This is a genomic window from Veillonella parvula (assembly GCF_902810435.1).
GTDB lineage: Bacteria > Bacillota > Negativicutes > Veillonellales > Veillonellaceae > Veillonella.
Window position 1 is genome coordinate 688,334 of record NZ_LR778174.1, and the last position, 18,141, is coordinate 706,474.

20 protein-coding genes are annotated in these 18,141 nt (G+C 35.4%); 18 read left to right on the forward strand and 2 right to left on the reverse strand.

All coding sequences use genetic code 11. The features are described from left to right. Positions 1-7: 7 nt before the first annotated feature. Together FNLLGLLA_RS02985 and FNLLGLLA_RS02990 are read right to left on the reverse strand one after the other, a co-directional pair. Positions 8-1,714 carry a DUF4037 domain-containing protein gene (locus FNLLGLLA_RS02985; RefSeq protein ID WP_118091396.1) on the reverse strand — a complete coding sequence of 569 codons (1,707 nt, stop codon included), beginning with the start codon at positions 1,712-1,714 and terminating at the stop codon, positions 8-10. Between the two features lie 8 nt (positions 1,715-1,722). After that, positions 1,723-2,259 carry a hypothetical protein gene (locus FNLLGLLA_RS02990; protein WP_118091395.1) on the reverse strand — a complete coding sequence of 179 codons (537 nt, stop codon included), beginning with the start codon at positions 2,257-2,259 and terminating at the stop codon, positions 1,723-1,725. Positions 2,260-2,604: 345 nt separating this feature from the next. On the opposite strand from FNLLGLLA_RS02990, the gene FNLLGLLA_RS02995 reads away from it, so the two are divergent. From FNLLGLLA_RS02995 to FNLLGLLA_RS03080, 18 genes are all read left to right on the forward strand, one after another. Beyond that, positions 2,605-5,154 carry a glycyl radical protein gene (locus tag FNLLGLLA_RS02995; protein WP_118091394.1) on the forward strand — a complete coding sequence of 850 codons (2,550 nt, stop codon included), beginning with the start codon at positions 2,605-2,607 and terminating at the stop codon, positions 5,152-5,154. A 26-nt stretch (positions 5,155-5,180) separates the two neighbouring features. Then, positions 5,181-6,101: a glycyl-radical enzyme activating protein gene (locus FNLLGLLA_RS03000; protein ID WP_118091393.1), complete on the forward strand. Its 921-nt coding sequence runs from the start codon at positions 5,181-5,183 to the stop codon at positions 6,099-6,101. Between the two features lie 8 nt (positions 6,102-6,109). Then, the gene (gene pduB, locus FNLLGLLA_RS03005) at positions 6,110-6,880 is read left to right on the forward strand and encodes a propanediol utilization microcompartment protein PduB (RefSeq protein WP_038123786.1); all 771 of its coding nucleotides are present in this window, start codon (positions 6,110-6,112) and stop codon (positions 6,878-6,880) included. A 30-nt stretch (positions 6,881-6,910) separates the two neighbouring features. Beyond that, on the forward strand, positions 6,911-7,192 hold the full coding sequence (pduA, locus tag FNLLGLLA_RS03010) for a propanediol utilization microcompartment protein PduA (RefSeq protein ID WP_038123785.1): 282 nt from the start codon (positions 6,911-6,913) through the stop codon (positions 7,190-7,192). Positions 7,193-7,249: 57 nt separating this feature from the next. Next, complete coding sequence (locus tag FNLLGLLA_RS03015; protein WP_118091392.1) at positions 7,250-7,783, forward strand: hypothetical protein; 534 nt, start codon at positions 7,250-7,252, stop codon at positions 7,781-7,783. 22 nt (positions 7,784-7,805) lie between these two features. Continuing rightward, the gene (locus tag FNLLGLLA_RS03020; RefSeq protein ID WP_038123770.1) at positions 7,806-8,069 is read left to right on the forward strand and encodes a EutN/CcmL family microcompartment protein; all 264 of its coding nucleotides are present in this window, start codon (positions 7,806-7,808) and stop codon (positions 8,067-8,069) included. Between the two features lie 13 nt (positions 8,070-8,082). After that, entirely contained in the window at positions 8,083-9,405 is a 1,323-nt protein-coding gene (locus FNLLGLLA_RS03025) for an aldehyde dehydrogenase (RefSeq protein WP_118091391.1), read from the forward strand. A gap of 111 nt (positions 9,406-9,516) precedes the next feature. Then, a complete protein-coding gene (locus FNLLGLLA_RS03030; RefSeq protein ID WP_118091390.1) occupies positions 9,517-10,818 on the forward strand; it encodes a PocR ligand-binding domain-containing protein in 1,302 nt (433 codons plus the stop codon). A gap of 15 nt (positions 10,819-10,833) precedes the next feature. Next, positions 10,834-11,847 carry an AraC family transcriptional regulator gene (locus FNLLGLLA_RS03035; protein WP_156696994.1) on the forward strand — a complete coding sequence of 338 codons (1,014 nt, stop codon included), beginning with the start codon at positions 10,834-10,836 and terminating at the stop codon, positions 11,845-11,847. A gap of 10 nt (positions 11,848-11,857) precedes the next feature. Then, the gene (locus FNLLGLLA_RS03040; RefSeq protein ID WP_118091388.1) at positions 11,858-12,493 is read left to right on the forward strand and encodes a phosphate propanoyltransferase; all 636 of its coding nucleotides are present in this window, start codon (positions 11,858-11,860) and stop codon (positions 12,491-12,493) included. A gap of 11 nt (positions 12,494-12,504) precedes the next feature. Further along, a complete protein-coding gene (locus tag FNLLGLLA_RS03045) occupies positions 12,505-13,908 on the forward strand; it encodes an aldehyde dehydrogenase family protein (RefSeq protein ID WP_118091387.1) in 1,404 nt (467 codons plus the stop codon). A gap of 11 nt (positions 13,909-13,919) precedes the next feature. Continuing rightward, entirely contained in the window at positions 13,920-14,477 is a 558-nt protein-coding gene (locus FNLLGLLA_RS03050; RefSeq protein WP_118091386.1) for a BMC domain-containing protein, read from the forward strand. A gap of 8 nt (positions 14,478-14,485) precedes the next feature. Further along, the gene (locus tag FNLLGLLA_RS03055) at positions 14,486-14,758 is read left to right on the forward strand and encodes a BMC domain-containing protein (RefSeq protein ID WP_269472818.1); all 273 of its coding nucleotides are present in this window, start codon (positions 14,486-14,488) and stop codon (positions 14,756-14,758) included. 26 nt (positions 14,759-14,784) lie between these two features. Then, on the forward strand, positions 14,785-15,318 hold the full coding sequence (locus FNLLGLLA_RS03060; protein ID WP_197922994.1) for a GlcG/HbpS family heme-binding protein: 534 nt from the start codon (positions 14,785-14,787) through the stop codon (positions 15,316-15,318). A gap of 2 nt (positions 15,319-15,320) precedes the next feature. Further along, positions 15,321-16,469, forward strand: a complete 1,149-nt coding sequence (locus FNLLGLLA_RS03065; protein WP_118091384.1) for a 1-propanol dehydrogenase PduQ — start codon at positions 15,321-15,323, stop codon at positions 16,467-16,469. Positions 16,470-16,479: 10 nt separating this feature from the next. Further along, positions 16,480-17,214 carry an MIP/aquaporin family protein gene (locus FNLLGLLA_RS03070; protein WP_038123754.1) on the forward strand — a complete coding sequence of 245 codons (735 nt, stop codon included), beginning with the start codon at positions 16,480-16,482 and terminating at the stop codon, positions 17,212-17,214. 21 nt (positions 17,215-17,235) lie between these two features. Then, complete coding sequence (eutS, locus tag FNLLGLLA_RS03075) at positions 17,236-17,580, forward strand: ethanolamine utilization microcompartment protein EutS (RefSeq protein WP_038123752.1); 345 nt, start codon at positions 17,236-17,238, stop codon at positions 17,578-17,580. A 2-nt stretch (positions 17,581-17,582) separates the two neighbouring features. Beyond that, complete coding sequence (locus tag FNLLGLLA_RS03080) at positions 17,583-18,098, forward strand: EutP/PduV family microcompartment system protein (RefSeq protein WP_118091383.1); 516 nt, start codon at positions 17,583-17,585, stop codon at positions 18,096-18,098. Positions 18,099-18,141 lie beyond the last annotated feature (43 nt).

Consider the following 18,141-nt stretch of genomic DNA (forward strand, 5'->3'; position numbering starts at 1 on the left):
ATATCTCCTATTTGACCCACGAGTCCTCTAATTTAAGGTCATCATCTTGAATTTGTTGCATAACTTCTTTAGCTTGATACGTTAAAAAGTCGATAGGACTAGTACTTAATGATTGACGTTGAAGTTCTTGAATAAGTGCATTACATAAAAGATCAATATGTCGTTTTGTATCGGTTAGAGGAGAATCTAAAAGGTCTGGTATTCCATATTTTACAGTATTTCCAAGTATAGGTAGAGCACAGGTATGTCGATAGAGCCATTTATAAAATGGAGCATATGACTTATTTAATAGATGAACTATCAACATATAGTGTTGGGTGAATTTAGTTCGAGCAAGATGAGCTGCTACCGTATCATTACGTTCTATCATACGTAGTAAATTGTATTGTCCTGATTGAGCAAGTTGATTGAGTTCATAAGCGATTTTTCTAATCCTAATATCCTCAGGATAATAAGAGAGCAATCGTTGACGTATAGTTGTAAACGTACCTAAATTATCTACAAATACTTCTCCATTAGTTGCTGTACACAATAGGTCTTGTGGTACACGACGATATTCACTTGGACTTTGTGGGCCTTCTGGATATAGTGTGTAGCGCTTATAAAAGTGTGAAATACTTTCTATTTGTATTTGTCCGTGGGCGTAGTTTGTAAAATAAGATAATAGATTGTCTTTGCTTGATTTATATATATCATCTGGTAAAAAGAGTTGGCACCGTTTTGTAAAATCATGATCTTCTGAAAGCATATCATCGTAGCCAAGACATTCCGATCCTGTTCCCACTAATGCTAAGCAGAGAAATGGACAGATATCTGGCATGTTTAACTCTAAATCTTGTGCCACATAATGGGCTAATTCGCGACCTAATTGGAGCCCAGTTTTACGAGTTGGTTTGGATTTCTGCTGTAATGTTTCAATTAAATCCTTTACATAGTCTAAATTTTGTTGTACCGATTGATAGGCTTGACTATCTATACCATAGTTGTGTTTTACAATCGGTAAAGCTTCACGATATAACTGAAGTGCTTTGTCGTAGTGGTGTTGATTTATTTCATAGTCTGCACGATTATTCAATACTGCTGCATACATAGGATGACTCGTACCTACTTCTCGCTGTAGTATATAAGCTGCTTTATCTAAATATATCTCTGGAGATAGTCCGTTATAGTCTTTGATATGTTTGCTAATTTCATATAAATTATTATAACTAATAGCAAGAGGTACTTGGTATTCTGTAGTTTCTAGCAGTTCTACCGCTTCTAATTGTAGTTTATGAGCAATGTCATAATTATTAGTGTTTTGGTATAGAAGTGCTAAGTTGTTTAGTAATCCAATATATGCGTAAGATGTATCCTCTAGAGATTGAAATATTTCTTTTGCTTTTAATAGATATGATTCTGCTTCGTAATATAATTTTTTTTCTCTATATGTATTACCAAGATTTATTAAAATTGTGGCATATGTTTGCTGGGAATAGGACTTATTTTTTTGGAGAATCTTAAGTGATTCCTCAATAGCAGTAATCGCTTCGTCATATCGGCCAACATTACGTAAAGAGCCACCATATTCATTTAAAATTTCAATAAGTTTTTTGTCATTCTTTTCTTGACGACACAAGTGAATTGCTTTTTCTAGATATTCAATCATACCTTGTTCATTACCTTGTCGCCATAAAGCATGAGCTTGTTGTAATAAGAATTGTATAGACTCCATAGAACCTCCTATAAGAGTGAAAGCAATTCTGGGGATGGATCTGAAATTGTTGCGTGACTCACAATATCTTTTGGATATAATTGAGGCAATTGGCTTTCAATTGTTTTTAAATCAGTATAGGATGCTGCAATGGAAATAATACTTTTACCACATAGTCCGATACCGATTTGTATATGTAATAAATCTACTTGATGATGCCAAGCTAAATAATTTGCTAAATGAAAAGCGGATACAGATGTAGTACATTCATAAATTCCCAAGTGAGTTACCTTGGGAATTATTTTTTTGTGTTGAAATACTGAAAGTACATCAGGATGAATGCCGGTGACAACCCGATATTGAATACAATCCTTGTGTTTTAATGTACATTCGATTTGTTTTACTATATCCGTATCTGCACCGAGTAAGAAAAATGCTTTACCAGGGCAAATACGATACTGTTTGACCAAAGAAATAGGATAATCTTTTAATAACTGATCTAACAGTGAATATCCTATAGCAATACGATTTGTTTCCCAAAGACAAAGATCTGTTTGCGATGCCATGGTAATCACCTCCTACCTATAATCATTTTCAGTATAAATAGAAAAAATAAATAGAACAATAGAGAAAAGCTTGAAGGTTCGATTATTACCTAAAATAGGTTTGTATATTACCACTCTGTAATATTTATTTATATACATTATATGTGTTACATGGAAAATAGTATTCTAGGAAAAAAGAGGTTTGAAATTTACAACAAAGATGACAAGAAAGTCTTATGAGTATGCACGAATATTATGATAGGATTTTCTTAAGAAGTATGCTAGGTATTCTGAATTTGCATGAGGTGACACAGAAAACAGATGAATAGCATGATGGAGTATTTTACGTTGTTAGGAGGTTAGAAAATGCTAGAACGAGGATTTAGTAAACCCACAGAACGAATTGAGAAATTAAGACAAGTAATTATTGATGCAGTACCACAGGTAGAATCAGAACGTGCCGTTTTAATTACACAATCCTATAAGGAAACGGAAGGTCAACCTACTATTATTCGTCGTGCAAAGGCAGTTGAGAAAATCTTTAATGAGTTACCAATTACAATTCGAGATAATGAATTAGTAGTTGGGTCCATTACAGTTAATCCAAGATCTACTGAGATATGCCCAGAATTCTCTTATGATTGGGTAGAAAAAGAATTCCATACTATGCATAACCGTATGGCTGACCCATTTGAAATTTCTGAAAAGGTGCAACATGAATTACATGATGCATTTTTATACTGGGATGGAAAGACAACGAGTGCTTTAGCTGATTCCTATATGGAACCAGATACAAAAGCTTGTATTTCTAATGGAGTATTTACAGTTGGCAACTATTTCTACGGAGGCGTAGGTCACGTAAATGTAGATTATGGTAAAATCTTGAAAAAAGGTTTCCGTGGTATATTGGAAGAAACAATAACAGCTTTAAATGCGTTGGATGAAGATGATCCAAGTAGTATTAAGAAAAAACAATTCTATAATGCCGTTATTATTTCTTATAATGCAGCTATCCGGTTTGCACACCGTTATGCAGAAAAAGCTCGTGAATTAGCTTTAAAAACTTCTTGCCCAACTCGTAAAGCAGAATTAGAACAAATCGCAGCCAATTGTGATCGCGTTCCCGAATTTGGTGCTCGTAATTTCTGGGAAGCATGTCAATCTTTTTGGTTTATTCAAATTATGGTACAAATTGAATCAAATGGTCATTCAATTTCACCAGGCCGTTTTGACCAATATATGTATCCATACTTGAAAGACGATTCAATTGACCGTGTTAAAGCACAAGAACTGGTAGATTGTATTTGGGTTAAGTTAAATGATATTAATAAAACACGTGATGAAGTTTCCGCACAAGCATTTGCTGGCTACGCAGTATTCCAAAACCTTTGCGTAGGTGGTCAAGATGAAGAAGGTAAGGATGCTACAAATGAAGTATCCTACATGTGTATGGAAGCCGTAGCACATGTACGTTTGCCTGCACCATCGTTTTCAGTTCGTGTACATCAAAATTCTCCAATGGAATTTTTATATCGAGCATGTGAAGTTTCCCGTTTAGGATATGGTGTACCAGCATTCTATAATGACGAAGTTATTATTCTAGCATTAGTATCTCGTGGTGTAGCCTTAAAGGATGCGCGAGATTACTGCATTATCGGCTGCGTAGAACCGCAAGCGGGCCATCGTACAGAAGGTTGGCATGATGCTGCATTCTTCAATATTGCTAAAGTTCTTGAAATTACACTTAATAATGGTCGTTGTAAAGGAAAACAATTGGGACCAAAAACTGGTGAGCTAGAAGAGTTAGATAGCATGGAAAAAATTCTTGCAGCTTATCAAAAACAAATGGAATACTTTGTTCGCCATTTAGCTAAAGCTGATAATGCAGTTGACTATGCACATATGGAACGTGCTCCTTTACCATTTATGTCAGCTATGGTTGATGATTGTATCAAACGCGGTAAATCTTGCCAAGAAGGCGGTGCAATCTATAACTTTACAGGACCTCAAGCATTTGGGATTGCTGATGCTGGTGACTCTTTATATGCTATTCAAAAGAATGTATTTGAAGATAAACGTATTACATTAAAAGATTTACGTGGTGCTTTGGAAGCTAACTTTGGGTATAGTGATGCAGCAGCACCTATTTGTACTCCATCTATTTCTGAAGCTACTTTAGATGAAGCTCAAATTTATGAAGCTGTCAAGAAAATCTTATCTTCTACAGGATCCATTGATATTGCTACATTAGAATCTCATTTAAAACAAGGGGCAGGCACAAGCTGTGGCTGTAAATCTCAATCTGATCCAAGTAAATATGCGACAATTCACAATATCTTAAAGAACACAGATTCCTTTGGTAATGATATTGAAGAAGTTGATGAACTTGCATATCGTTGCGGCAAAATCTACTGTAATGAAGTTGATAAGTATATGAACCCTCGTGGCGGTCAATTCCAAGCTGGTATTTACCCAGTATCTGCAAACGTTTTATTTGGTAAAGACGTAGCAGCCTTACCAGATGGTCGCTTAGCAACAGAACCATTGGCAGATGGTGTATCACCTCGACAAGGTAATGATGTTAATGGCCCAACAGCGGCATCTAACTCTGTTGCAAAATTAGACCATGCACAAGCATCGAATGGTACATTATATAATCAAAAATTCACTCCTGCAGCCGTTAGTGGCGAACAAGGCTTGAAAAACTTCGTATCCATTATTAAGAGTTTCTTTGATAAAAAAGGTAGTCATGTTCAATTTAACGTAGTTGATAAACAAACATTAATTAATGCACAGGAACATCCTGAAGATAACCAAGATTTGATTGTTCGTGTAGCAGGTTATAGTGCTCACTTCGTTACATTGGCAAAAGAAGTACAAGATGACATCATTAATCGTACAGAACATAATATGTAGGTGCATATATTAAAGGATAAGTTTGTATGGAATCAGTAGATTATAGTGTACAAGGCACTGTATTTGATATTCAACGCTTTTCCATTCATGATGGGCCGGGAATTAGGACAATCGTTTTTCTAAAAGGCTGTCCATTGCGGTGTAAATGGTGTTCTAACCCAGAATCGCAACAATATTATCCTGAGGTATTGTATCGAAAACAACTTTGTATTGGATGTAAGGCATGTCAAGCGGTATGTCCAAAACAGGCTATTGCTGATAGCAATCCTTATTGGGTCGATCGTACGCTCTGTGATAATTGTGCAGAGTGTACGATAGTCTGTCCTACAAGTGCACTTTCTATGAAAGGTAAGTTGATGACTGTAGAGGAAGTAGTGAAAGAGCTTCGTAAAGATGCGACACAATATTTTCGTTCTAATGGTGGTATCACCTTATCTGGTGGAGAGGCTTTAACACAACCTTTATTTGCTAAAGAAATCTTTAAAGCTTGTAAAGCACAAGGTTGGCATACGGCAATAGAAACAGAAGGATACTATGATACAAAGATTGTAGAAGAAATTATGCCGTATATTGATTTAGTTCTATTGGATATAAAAAGCGTCAATCCAGAACAACATAAAAAGTTTACTGGTGTTGATAATGCAAAAATAAGAGAATCGGCAAAGGTTATACAATCGATAGCGAATACAACAGTGCGTGTTCCTACTATACCTGGGTTTAATGCAAGTGAAGATGATATACGAGGTATTGCGGAGTTTGTAAAAGAGAGTATGCCAAACGTGCATGAAGTACATTTGTTGCCATATCATAATTATGGTCAAGGAAAGTATGAACTCTTAGGACGAGAATATGAATTAGAAAAAACACCCAAAATTCCAGAAGAAGAAATGGAAAGGTACAAAAAAATTGTAGAATCAAAAGGTTTAACCTGTATTATTGGTGGCTAGGAGGTACTATGGATACAGCATTATTAGAAAAAGTGATGGGGCAGGTATCGGAAGAACTTGGTATTAAAAATCCTAAAGAAACAACAAAAACGTCTATAGGAGTAACTGAATTTGTCGGTACTGCAATAGGAGATACAATCGGTCTTGTAATAGCAAGTGTAGATCCATTATTAACAGAAACAATGGGACTGGGTGAATTTAAGTCTATCGGAATTATCGGTGGACGTATTGGTGCCGGTCCTCAGATTATGGCTGTAGATGATGCAATTAAAGCAACAAATACAGAAATTATTACAGTAGAGTTACCTAGAGATACTAAAGGTGGGGCTGGTCACGGTTCTCTTATCTATATTGGTGCGCATGATGTATCTGATGCACGTCGTGCAGTGGAAATTGCTTTAGAATCATTACCAAAGTATTTCGGTGATGTATATAGCAATGATGCAGGTCACCTCGAGTTCCAATATACAGCACGTGCTAGTTATTGTTTAGAATCTGTATTTAATACACCATTAGGAAAGTCTTTTGGTATGGTATGTGCAGGGCCTGCTGCTATTGGTACGGTTCTCGCCGATACAGCAGTTAAATCTGCAAATGTAGAAGTAGTATCATATTCATCTCCTAAAGCAGGAACAAGTTACTCAAATGAAGTTATTCTAACCTTCTCAGGGGATTCTGGAGCTGTAAGACAAGCTGTTAGAGCAGCTCGTGAGGTGGGAATAAAATTACTTGGTACATTAGGTGATGAACCTAAATCAAGTACTACTCCATATATTTAATAAACAGTTAGTAGAACATAGGAGGATATTATGATTTCAGATGCATTAGGAATGGTAGAAACAAAAGGTTTAGTTGGTGCCATTGAAGCAGCGGATGCTATGGTAAAAGCAGCAAATGTAAATTTAGTTGGTTATGAAAAAATTGGTTCTGGATTGGTAACTGTTATGGTTCGTGGTGACGTTGGTGCAGTTAAAGCTGCAGTAGATGCTGGTGCAGTAGCAGCACGTGCAGTAGGAGAAGTTGTTTCCTTACATGTTATTCCACGTCCTCATACTGATACAGAACGTATTCTTCCAACTCTTAAGGCATAAATATAGTGTGGCATATGAGGCTATATCCTTATATGCCACTACTTTAGAGGAGGCACTATGGAAGATAAAGACCTAACTAGGATCTTAGAAGACATGGTGGCACGTATTTTAGCAGAACAAAATGCAACAAAAAAGTTGCGTAAACTATATGTTGCTTTTGATGATATATGGCATCATGAAAACTATTCGTTAGCTAGCCAATTAATATCATATAAAGAACGACCTGTTTATGCACTTGTTGCTAAGCCTTGTGATTCTGAAATGGAGCGTAGAGTTAAGGAAGTATATCCTTTCCTTATGCTACATTCTTATGATGCAGAGCCGAATTTTACAGAGAATGATTGCGTGGTATTACCGTATATCCCACGAAATGACGTCATTCATATTGCATTGGGGTATAGTCAATCATATTTGTCAGAAGTTGTTAAAAGGGCTTTTGCACAAGGTGCAAGCGTATATGTTCTGCCTACGTCGATAGAGCCTTTATCAGGAAAAGAGCCAATTTCCTATCAAGAGATGGTACGTTCCTACTATAAACGTATATTTGAGTTAGGGATACAATACATAGACCATATTCGTTATATAAATTGAGTTTTATGAGATAGGAGTCAGCATGTATTTAGCAAAAGTTATTGGTAATGTAGTCGCTACTAAAAAGAGTGATACCCTTCTAGGATATAAATTAATGATTATACAACCGGTAGATGCATCGCTTTCACCAGCTCATAGAGAACAAGTGGCAGCCGATTTTGTAGGAGCTGGTGTAGGCGAATATGTACTAGTCGGTACAGGGTCTTCAGTACGGGTAGAAGAAAATCGAAAAGGTGCAACTATTGACTTGGCAATTATAGGTATTGTAGATTCTGTTGATATTTAACAAGGAGGTAAATATGGAAACCCAATGGGGGGTATTTTCCTCGGTTACACAAGTTGTAAGTGCCGCTAAAGAAGCATTTCATATGTATAGAAAAGTGAGTTTACGAGAAAGAAAACAGCTGATTCAAGCTATTCGAGAAGGCTTACGTGATTATACCCGTGAGTTTGCTACTCTTGCATGTACAGAAACAGGTATGGGAAAAGCAGAAGATAAGATTATTAAAATTAAACTTGCACTAGAGGAAACCCCAGGGCCTGAAGATTTACAAACTAATACGACACAAGGTGAAGGTGGTATGGTTTTTACAGAGCCGTTTCCATATGGTGTTGTATGTGCCATTCATCCTAGTACAAATCCATGCGAAACGCTTATTAATAACACGATAAGTATTTTATCAGCGGGTAATGTGGCAATACACTGTCCCCATCCTAGAGCGATGGGTGTATCAAAATATATAACTAAAATTATCAATCAAATTATAATGGATAAATTTGGTATATGTAATCTTGTTACAACAGTGGATTCTTGCTCATTAGCCTATATTAAAGAAATTATGAACCATCCTGATGTTGAATTAATACTTTCAACAGGTGGCTCTGATGCAGCAAGAAGTGCATTATCATGTGGGAAAAAAATAATTTCTGCAGGCCCAGCAAACCCAACATTTATTGTAGATGAAACTGCTGATATTGAAAAAGCCGCATATTGTATACATAAAGGTGCATCTTTTGATCATAATATAACTTGTATATCAGAAAAAAATGTAGTTGTTGTTCAAGATATATTACCTAAATTTAAAGAGGCTTTAGAACGTCTTAATGTGTACTATGTGGATTCTATTGGTGAAATGTTAAAGCTATCAAAGATTTTGTTAAATGAAGATTTGGAAGTAAATCGGTTATATGGTGGGAAATCTGCAGATACTATTTTAAAGGACGCAGGAATTTTAACTGATTGTTCTTATGATTTAATTGCTGTTGAAACGGTACGCATTCATCCATTTGTTACAAAGGAACTACTTGCTCCATTGATTGCCATTGTAAAAGCTAGAGATTTTGAATGTGCATTACAAATTGCTATTGAGGCTGAGCAAGGTTGCCATCATACAGCAGGTATACATTCTAGTAATTCTGAACGTTTAAGACGTGCAGCTAAGGAGTTTGAAACGGCCATTTTTGTGAAGAATGGTTGTTCTCTAGATGGCATCGGTATTTGTGGTGTAGGGTCGACGTCATTTACAATTGCAAATATTACAGGTGAAGGCGCTGTGACGGCAAAAGATTTGGTTCGTAAACGAAGATGCGTGTGTGTTGAAACATTAAGCTCATATGCATAAGCTTATGAAAGTTGGTTATGATAAATAATATTTGCATGATTTTTATGATTATCGTCGAATACTATATGTAGAGATATTTTGCATATCGTATGAGAAAGGTAGTAAAAACCAATGCCACGAAATCAATTCGAAGAACGTCAACAAGAGCAGTCCTGTTTAGATATCATGACAGTAATTGGATATGATCTACTTGAAGAGATACAGCAATCGGTTGCAGATGTAACTGGAATTGCTTTTGTTACAGTAGATTATAAAGGTGATGTATTAACTAAGACTACACATTTTTGTAAGTATTGTAAGAAAGTACGGAATAATCCAACATCATTGTTATTGTGTAAATTGTCAGATGCATCTGGAGCTATTATTGCTGCTACTAATAAGGAGGTAAGCATTTATATTTGTCCTTGTGGTCTTCTAGAAATTGCCATTCCTATTATTGTAGATGGTCAGTATTTAGGCGGCTTTATTGGAGGTCAAATTTTATGTGATGATGCGCCAGATACAATTGTTCGGTTAAGTAAAAATATGGTCCCTGGAGGACAAGATTTAATTGAACATGATGTATTGAAATCTACCTCTGAAGAGTTGGAAGATATCAAACGATATAGTTACAGTGAGGTTCTTTCCATTGCAAAGCTAGTAGAATTTATTATTAATCAACTAACAAATCATGAAATCGTATCAAATCGTAATAAGCAAAAAAATTTAAAACGTATTGATATATTGGAGTTAAAATTACAAGAGACAGAGGATAAGCTATATAGTTTACAAACTGAGTTAATGCAATGTAAACGGTATATTGATATTGTACGTAACTGCAAATTATTGGACATAATAGATAGTTTATCGATTTTAGAAGATGCTACCACAACTGAAGCTGCTATTTTGGATTATACACATACATTAGCTCTTCAGAATGATAGTTGGGCTGAAGCTACTATCAAAGAAGAGTGTTCGCGAATAGAAACTATGATAAATTTGCTCAATTATCGTGAAGATTGTCATGTGTCCTGGAAGATTAATGTAGATGAATCGATGTGGCATTGTATGGTACCAGCCTATAGTATATGGCAATATGTGCAACATATTATAGAGGTGGTTCAACAAGATGGGCATAGTGAAATTTCTATTATGTTACACACCATGGTTCAAGAAAATCGAGCCTCTATTATTTTAGACGATGATAAGCTTGAACTTGAATCGAGTGATTTAAAGTTACTACAAGATTTGATTCAGGAAAAGGATTCTATATCTTATGAAGCTATGTTAGAACAAAACATAGCTTCCGTAGTTAAGTCTATTATTGAGTTACAGAGGATGTTTATAACAAAATATGGCATATCTGCAAACATAGATTGTCATTATAAATCTTGTGGTGGCATGCAAGTAATACTTTCATATCCGTTAGAGTGAATAAGGAGCTAAGTTATGATCAAGATTCTTTTGGTGGATACTGATCAATTGCATATGAAAGCCCTACGAAAAAGAATTGCTATGCATATGGATGCAGATGTGGTTTGTATAAGTACATATAAAGAAATATTGGAGTTAGGCAAACATACTGAGTTTACGGTCGCTTATGTTGCAATAGATATATATAACCAAAAAGCAAGTGATATCATTCGATATTTATATTATACATACCCAGAATGTCGTGTAGTGATAATGATTAATAAAAAGATTGAATCAATTGTTGCCATGACGATGAAATATGAGGGGATTGGATACCTTTATAAACCTTTTTCTTGGGAGGATTTTATTAAATGGATTCCAAAGGATAAAGGTATGATAAAGCATAATATATGTGAAGATAGTTCCGTATATTTGGACGAAGTGTATAATGCATTTCTTAAAAGTGATTTTCTTCTAACCTTAGAAAAGATGCATCAGCTATGTGAACATATATATAAAGGCTGTGATAAACATGCATTTATTAATATGATGTATTCAATTGTTGATGAAATTCAAACGAATTTAGTGGATTATTCAAGCTCTGTTAAAACCGTATTTAATCTTCAACTACCCCATGCATATCTCACAACTAGCTATCCAGAAGGTCTAAATGTATGGATATTTAAAACTGTCGATTTTCTATTTATGGAAATGTATAAAGGAAAACAAGATATTTTATATACAATTCTTTGCTATATACATAATCATATTCAAGAGGATATATCATTAAAAGATATAGTGATTGCTTGTAATGTTAGTCAAGGGTATGTTAGTCGTATATTTAAAAATAAATTGAATATGACTATTATGCAATATATACATAAAAAGAAAATAAATTTGGCTAAAGAATATCTATTAGGTACAGAAAAAAGTGGAACTAATATAGCTAATATTCTAGGATATAGTGATATCAGTTATTTTTGTAAAATTTTTAAAAAATATGAACATAGAACGATCTCTCAATATAGAGAGCAGTTAGTTAATGGATAGATGAATACTTATGAAACAGTCTGAATATATACATCGAGTGACAGAACGAGTGATGACGAGATTAACAGAAATCAATCGCTGTAGTGTTCCGATTGGCGTCTCAAATCGTCATGTTCATGTGTCTAAAGAAGCATATCAAGTATTATTTGGACAGGATAATCTGACTAAAAAAGTAGATTTGAAACAACCTGGTCAATATGCTGCTAATGAAACAGTAACATTGATAGGACCGAAAGGAAGTATTGAAAAAGTACGGATTTTGGGACCATTTAGAGAAGAAACACAAGTGGAGATTTCTCTTACGGATTCATTTGTGTTGGGGGTGTCCGGAGTTATTCGTGAATCAGGAGATTTAAACGGTACGCCAGGCATTACTTTGATGGGTCCAAAAGGTGTGTTCACAATTTCTCAAGGCGTCATTGTTGCTCATAGACATATTCATATGCACCCAAGTGATGCGAGTCGAATGGGTGTATTTGATAAAGAACGAGTATCAGTAACTATTTATGGAGAACGAGAATTGATATTTTCTAATGTAATTGTTCGTGTATCCCCTAAGTTTGCTCTGGAAATGCATATAGATGTAGATGAAGCGAATGCAGGGTATATTAAGAACAATGATGTAGGACTTGTATCGAAAACATAGAGGAGATACACATGAAAGTAGACATGATTGAAAATATAGTAAAACAAGTTGTAAAGGATTTACAACAAGAAGGCATTACCTTAGATGCATCTGCTTATGAGTATGGTGTTTTTGATACTATGGAGGCGGCTATCAATGCTAGTGAAATAGCACAAAGGAAATTATTATCATATTCTTTACAAGAACGTAATGCTTTTGTAGATGCGATTCGCGATACAGTATTACAAAAAGATCATTTAGAAATGATTTCACTAATGGCTGTAGAAGAGACTGGTATTGGTAGATATAGTGATAAATTGATTAAGAATCGAGTGGCTGCAGTGAAAACACCTGGTAAGGAAGTGTTGGAAACAAGAGCCATGACGGGTCATGATGGATTAACGCTTGAAGAGTTTTGTCCATTTGGTGTTATAGGTGCTATTACACCTACTACTAATCCTACAGAAACGATTATTAATAACTCTATATCTATGCTTGTAGGAGGTAATACAGTAGTATTTAGTCCTCATCCAAGAGCTAAAAAAGTATCTACGATTTTGGTGCAAATGATAAATAAGGCTTTAGAAGCTGTAGGAGCACCAAATAATTTAGTGACTATGGTTAGAGAACCATCCATCGAAAATACACAAATTATGATGGAACATCCTAAAGTTCGATTGCTTGTGGCAACTGGTGGACCAGGTATTGTAAAACAAGTACTTTCATCTGGTAAAAAAGCAATTGGCGCAGGTGCTGGGAACCCTCCTGTTGTTGTAGATGAAACCGCACATATAGAACAGGCGGCAAAGGATATTATAAATGGTGCAAGTTTTGATAACAATGTTCCATGTATTGCAGAAAAAGAAGTGTTTGTTGTTGAAGAAGTAGCAGATCAACTAGTGTACTATATGAAGAAAAATGGTGCCTATGAAATAACTGATATGTCTACGCTTGATAGTTTAGTAAAAAAAGTGACTAAAGATGATGGCAAACCAAATCCAGACTACGTAGGTAAACCTGCAAAAGATTTACTTGCATTAGTGGGGATTGCTGTAGATGACAGTATTCATTTGATTATTGCGAGAACATCAGAACATCATCACTTAGTAACAGAGGAAATGATGATGCCAATTTTACCAATTGTATCTGTTCCAAATGTAGATATTGCTATTGAATGTGCACATCGAGCAGAGTTAGGTAATCGTCATACAGCAATCATGCACTCGCAAAACCTTGAAAAATTATCAAAAATGGCGCGTTTATTAGAAACTACAATTTTTGTTAAGAATGCACCATCTTATGCCGGTATTGGTGTAGGCGGTGAAGGACATACAACATTCACAATTGCAGGACCAACAGGTGAAGGAATTACCTGTGCACGCTCATTCTGTCGAATTAGACGCTGCGTATTAAGTGAAGTGTTTAGCTTAAGATAAGAGAGGTTTATATGAATGAATCATTAGGACTATTAGAAGTAAAAGGCTTATTAGGAGCTATTACAATGGCAGATGTGATGGTAAAAGCATCAAATGTACATGTAGTTAATATTGATAGAGCTAATGGTTTTGGTTGGTTTACCATCAAAATAATAGGAGATGTAGGTGCTGTACAATCAGCTATACAAGCTGGCAGTTCAATAGCTAAAGAAATGAATTGTTTTATTGGCTGTAAAGTAATACCACGGGTATCACAAAGTGTAGTTGATGTATTCCTGAAAGATAATCAGGTTAAAGAAACTATAGAACCGCATCAAAATGATGGTACAGTAAGTACTGAGGTTATTGACGTGGATGAAGCTGCTTCAATTTTAGTAGAATCAATCATTGATAAATCAAGCGAATCACTTGATTTAGGAAATACTTTACAAAATGAAGATATTGAGATTAATGAATCAAAAGATGATGCGTCATTAGTTGAAATTACTGAAAATGTAACAGAAGTACAACAACCTAGAAAATCAACTAAATCAGGAAAATCTAAAAAGAAAAGTAATTCTAAAAAATAAGGAGGTTTATTATGAATAATGCATTAGGAATGGTAGAAACAAAAGGATTGGTAGCCGCAATAGAAGCTGCAGATGCAATGGTAAAAGCATCGAATGTAGAATTAACTGGATATGAAAAAATTGGATCTGGATTGGTGACTGTTATGGTTCGTGGTGACGTTGGAGCCGTTAAGGCAGCTGTTGAAGCTGGTGCTGTAGCAGCTGGTAATGTAGGATTAGTTATTTCAACACATGTAATTCCACGTCCACACAATGATATAGAATTATTATTAGCAAAATAAACTAGCCCGTAACAAGGAGGCTAGACATGGATATTTATGATTCTGTCCAAAAAATTATAGAGACTATGGAGAGAACTTCTTCAACTATAAAAAGGGAAAATCGACTCTTTGGAAATCCAGAAATATCACAAAATCATAAACCTATTACTATTGAATCCGTTGTGGATCAAATTGTAAAAGCGTGTGAAACTGAAGCAAATCGTATTGGTGTACCTGTAGTAGTGGCTATTGTAGATGCTAGTGGCAGTTTAGTTTATCAAAGACGAATGGAACAATCTCTTGGCGTTAGTATAGACTTGGCACCCAATAAGGCTTATACGGCCATTGCATTTAGATGTAGTACGGCGAAACTTGGTGAGAGAATACAGCTAGGGAGTTCTCTTTATGGTATAGAAACTATGGTGCAAAGACCAATAGTTTTATTTGGTGGCGGTGAACCATTAATGTGCGGTGATTACTTAATAGGTGGTTTAGGCATTAGTGGTGGTACCGTGGATGAAGATATGCTCATAGTGAAAGCAGGACTACGAGCTTTTCAAGAATGTATAAAAGGAGCGTAATAATGGAATCATGGACCTTTAAAACGCAAATTTTTACAGAAAGTGTTAATCATTCTACAACAGATTCAAAATTAGATGCATTAGAAAGGCTTCGTCAATTAAATGGAGAGCGAATTTTTATCGTTTGTGATCCTTTTTTAGTAGGAACTCCAGCATTACAAACCGTGATTGATATAATAAGTACTGATAATACTTATATTGTATATTCTGATGTAGTTCCTGATCCGCCTATTGACTCTATTATAAAAGGGGTCTCGGTATTAAAAAAAGCGGAATCTACAATACTTATTGTAATTGGCGGTGGATCTGCTATAGATATGGCAAAGGGTATTAATTACTTTTGTAAAACCTTATACCATGTAGGGGTTAGAAAATTTATTGCTATACCAACCACTAGTGGTACTGGATCTGAAGTGACCTCATTTGCTGTTATAACAGATACTAAAACTGGTATTAAATATCCTTTAGTAGATGATAGTTTATTACCAGATGAAGCAATATTAACAACATTTTTTGTAAAATCTGCACCCGAAAAGGTGACTGCCTACAGTGGAATGGACGTATTAGTTCATGCACTCGAGGCTTTGGTAGCTAAGGATGCTAATAATTTCACTGATGCGCTAGCTGAAAAAGCAATAGAATTAGTAGTCAACAATTTGCCAATTTGTGTGACTGATGGAAAAAATGAGAGAGCACGAGCTGCGATGCATGAAGCTTCTTGTATGGCTGGCATTGCATTTAATCAAGCAGGATTAGGTATTACACATGCATTGTCTCATCAACTAGGAGGACAATTTCATGTGCCACATGGGTTAGCTAATGCGATGCTATTACCTTATGTAATTATGTATAATGCAGTAAATTCAAAAATTGCTAAATCAAAATATATTTTAATCGCTCAGAAATTATCTTTAACAGATGTAAATGATGATGAAAGTTCGCAATTATCGGCATTAGTGAAATGTGCACAATCATTAGCGCGTCAAGTGGGGTGTGTCATGACTATGAAAGAATTTGGCATCAATGAAATAGACTATAAAAACGCATTTCCTGTATTAGTTCAACAAGCAATGTCTGATCGTACTTATGCAGGTAATCCATACGAAGCAACAAAAGAAGATTTAACACGTATATTGACATGTATTATATGAGGTAACACATATGGATGCTACACAAGTGTATGTTAGTGAATTTATTGGAACGGCTGTCTTAATGGCATTTGGTAGTAGTTGTAATGCAGGGCTATTATTGAAAAATACGCTTACCAGTGCACTTAAGTCAAATTGGATTGGATTGATGTTTGGTTGGGGTTTTGCAGTCACGTTTGCTGTATATACTGCTGTTGGTTTAGGTGGTGTTGGTCATTTGAATCCAGCTATTACCATAGCGTTTGCAGCGGGCGGATTATTTCCTCCTGAATTAGTAGTGGGGACAGTTATAGCACAACTTTTGGGTGGATTTTTAGGTGCGGTTATTACTATGTTACAGTATTATCCACATTTTAAAATAACAAGTCCAGAAGAGGGAAATAGTGTGTGTATTTTTGCCACTGGCCCAGCTATTGATCATCGTGGATGGAATTTACTATCAGAGATTATTGCAACGTTCTTATTTATCTTCTGTGTGCTTTTGTTAGGACCTATGGCAAATGGCTTAGCACCATTAATTATAGGGTTCTTAGTAGCAAGTATTGGTTTCTCTTTCGGAGGAACTACTGGATTTGCATTGAATCCTGCACGTGATTTTCCATCAAGGATGGCTTACGCCATTTTACCAGTTCCAAATAAAGGATCTGCAAATTTAGGCTATGCGTGGGTTCCAATAGTAGGACCTATCATTGGTGGGTTCTTAGCTGTAGGTGCATTTTTATGGATTAGAGTATTTGCAAATCTGTGATTTGAAGGGAGGCTATATACCGTGATAGACAAGCAACGAATCATACAAGAGTCAGTACCAGGAAAGCAGGTTACATTGGCTCATGTATTAGCTAATCCTAAAAGGGATTTATATAGCAAATTAGGCTTGGATAGTGAGGGGCGCAGTGCAATAGGTATTTTAACTATTACGCCAGGAGAAGCCGCTATTATTGCAGCGGATATGGCCTCTAAAGCTGCTAATGTTCATATTGAATTTATTGATAGATTTTCAGGAGCAGTATTAATCTCAGGTGATGTTTCAAGTGTAGAGGTATCTTTAACAAATGTATTACAAGGCTTTTCTGAACTCTTACAATTTAGTGTAGTATCACTTACAAGGAGTTAACAGTGCAAAACCTAAGAAGCACACTTTGGGTTGGAAGTACCTATTGCCACATTGAAAAAGTGGTAAAAAACATATTGGATTTACCGTATTCTCTGCCACGCCCCATGGCAATTTATCGTAAAGAGAATTGTCTTTTAACTCCAGGCGAGTATATTGAAAATCCATGGTATTTTTCTGCTCTATTAGTTTCATCATACGATGTAGAAGTTGTTGTATTTGTATATCTATTAGGCGAACCTTATAATCCATATCCACCGGCTACAGCCGGTGCATTTAATCGTGATGTAATAGGGGTTTTAATCATTCCAAACTCTGTATCAGATAATCTATGGCACCAAATTGAGGAGGCTCAGCATATTTTAGAATTAGCAGGAGCTATGAATATTTGTATTGTTGTAGATAAAATCGGTGATAATATATGTGAAGAAGTATCTAGTATGTGTGATAAGCGTGGATTTATATATGGTTATGATGCACTAAGAAATATACTAGTAGCCCAAAAAAATAATAATATATGAAGTAAATAATTATATTCAAAATACTGGAAACGTATCTATAATA

Excerpts from the sequence above, each read along its gene's own strand:
- FNLLGLLA_RS02985 (WP_118091396.1), bottom strand. The coding sequence starts at position 1,714 with ATGGAGTCTATACAATTCTTATTACAACAAGCTCATGCTTTATGGCGA.
- FNLLGLLA_RS02990 (WP_118091395.1), bottom strand. The coding sequence starts at position 2,259 with ATGGCATCGCAAACAGATCTTTGTCTTTGGGAAACAAATCGTATTGCT.
- FNLLGLLA_RS02995 (WP_118091394.1), top strand. The coding sequence starts at position 2,605 with ATGCTAGAACGAGGATTTAGTAAACCCACAGAACGAATTGAGAAATTA.
- FNLLGLLA_RS03000 (WP_118091393.1), top strand. The coding sequence starts at position 5,181 with ATGGAATCAGTAGATTATAGTGTACAAGGCACTGTATTTGATATTCAA.
- pduB (WP_038123786.1), top strand. The coding sequence starts at position 6,110 with ATGGATACAGCATTATTAGAAAAAGTGATGGGGCAGGTATCGGAAGAA.
- pduA (WP_038123785.1), top strand. The coding sequence starts at position 6,911 with ATGATTTCAGATGCATTAGGAATGGTAGAAACAAAAGGTTTAGTTGGT.
- FNLLGLLA_RS03015 (WP_118091392.1), top strand. The coding sequence starts at position 7,250 with ATGGAAGATAAAGACCTAACTAGGATCTTAGAAGACATGGTGGCACGT.
- FNLLGLLA_RS03020 (WP_038123770.1), top strand. The coding sequence starts at position 7,806 with ATGTATTTAGCAAAAGTTATTGGTAATGTAGTCGCTACTAAAAAGAGT.
- FNLLGLLA_RS03025 (WP_118091391.1), top strand. The coding sequence starts at position 8,083 with ATGGAAACCCAATGGGGGGTATTTTCCTCGGTTACACAAGTTGTAAGT.
- FNLLGLLA_RS03030 (WP_118091390.1), top strand. The coding sequence starts at position 9,517 with ATGCCACGAAATCAATTCGAAGAACGTCAACAAGAGCAGTCCTGTTTA.
- FNLLGLLA_RS03035 (WP_156696994.1), top strand. The coding sequence starts at position 10,834 with ATGATCAAGATTCTTTTGGTGGATACTGATCAATTGCATATGAAAGCC.
- FNLLGLLA_RS03040 (WP_118091388.1), top strand. The coding sequence starts at position 11,858 with ATGAAACAGTCTGAATATATACATCGAGTGACAGAACGAGTGATGACG.
- FNLLGLLA_RS03045 (WP_118091387.1), top strand. The coding sequence starts at position 12,505 with ATGAAAGTAGACATGATTGAAAATATAGTAAAACAAGTTGTAAAGGAT.
- FNLLGLLA_RS03050 (WP_118091386.1), top strand. The coding sequence starts at position 13,920 with ATGAATGAATCATTAGGACTATTAGAAGTAAAAGGCTTATTAGGAGCT.
- FNLLGLLA_RS03060 (WP_197922994.1), top strand. The coding sequence starts at position 14,785 with ATGGATATTTATGATTCTGTCCAAAAAATTATAGAGACTATGGAGAGA.
- FNLLGLLA_RS03065 (WP_118091384.1), top strand. The coding sequence starts at position 15,321 with ATGGAATCATGGACCTTTAAAACGCAAATTTTTACAGAAAGTGTTAAT.
- FNLLGLLA_RS03070 (WP_038123754.1), top strand. The coding sequence starts at position 16,480 with ATGGATGCTACACAAGTGTATGTTAGTGAATTTATTGGAACGGCTGTC.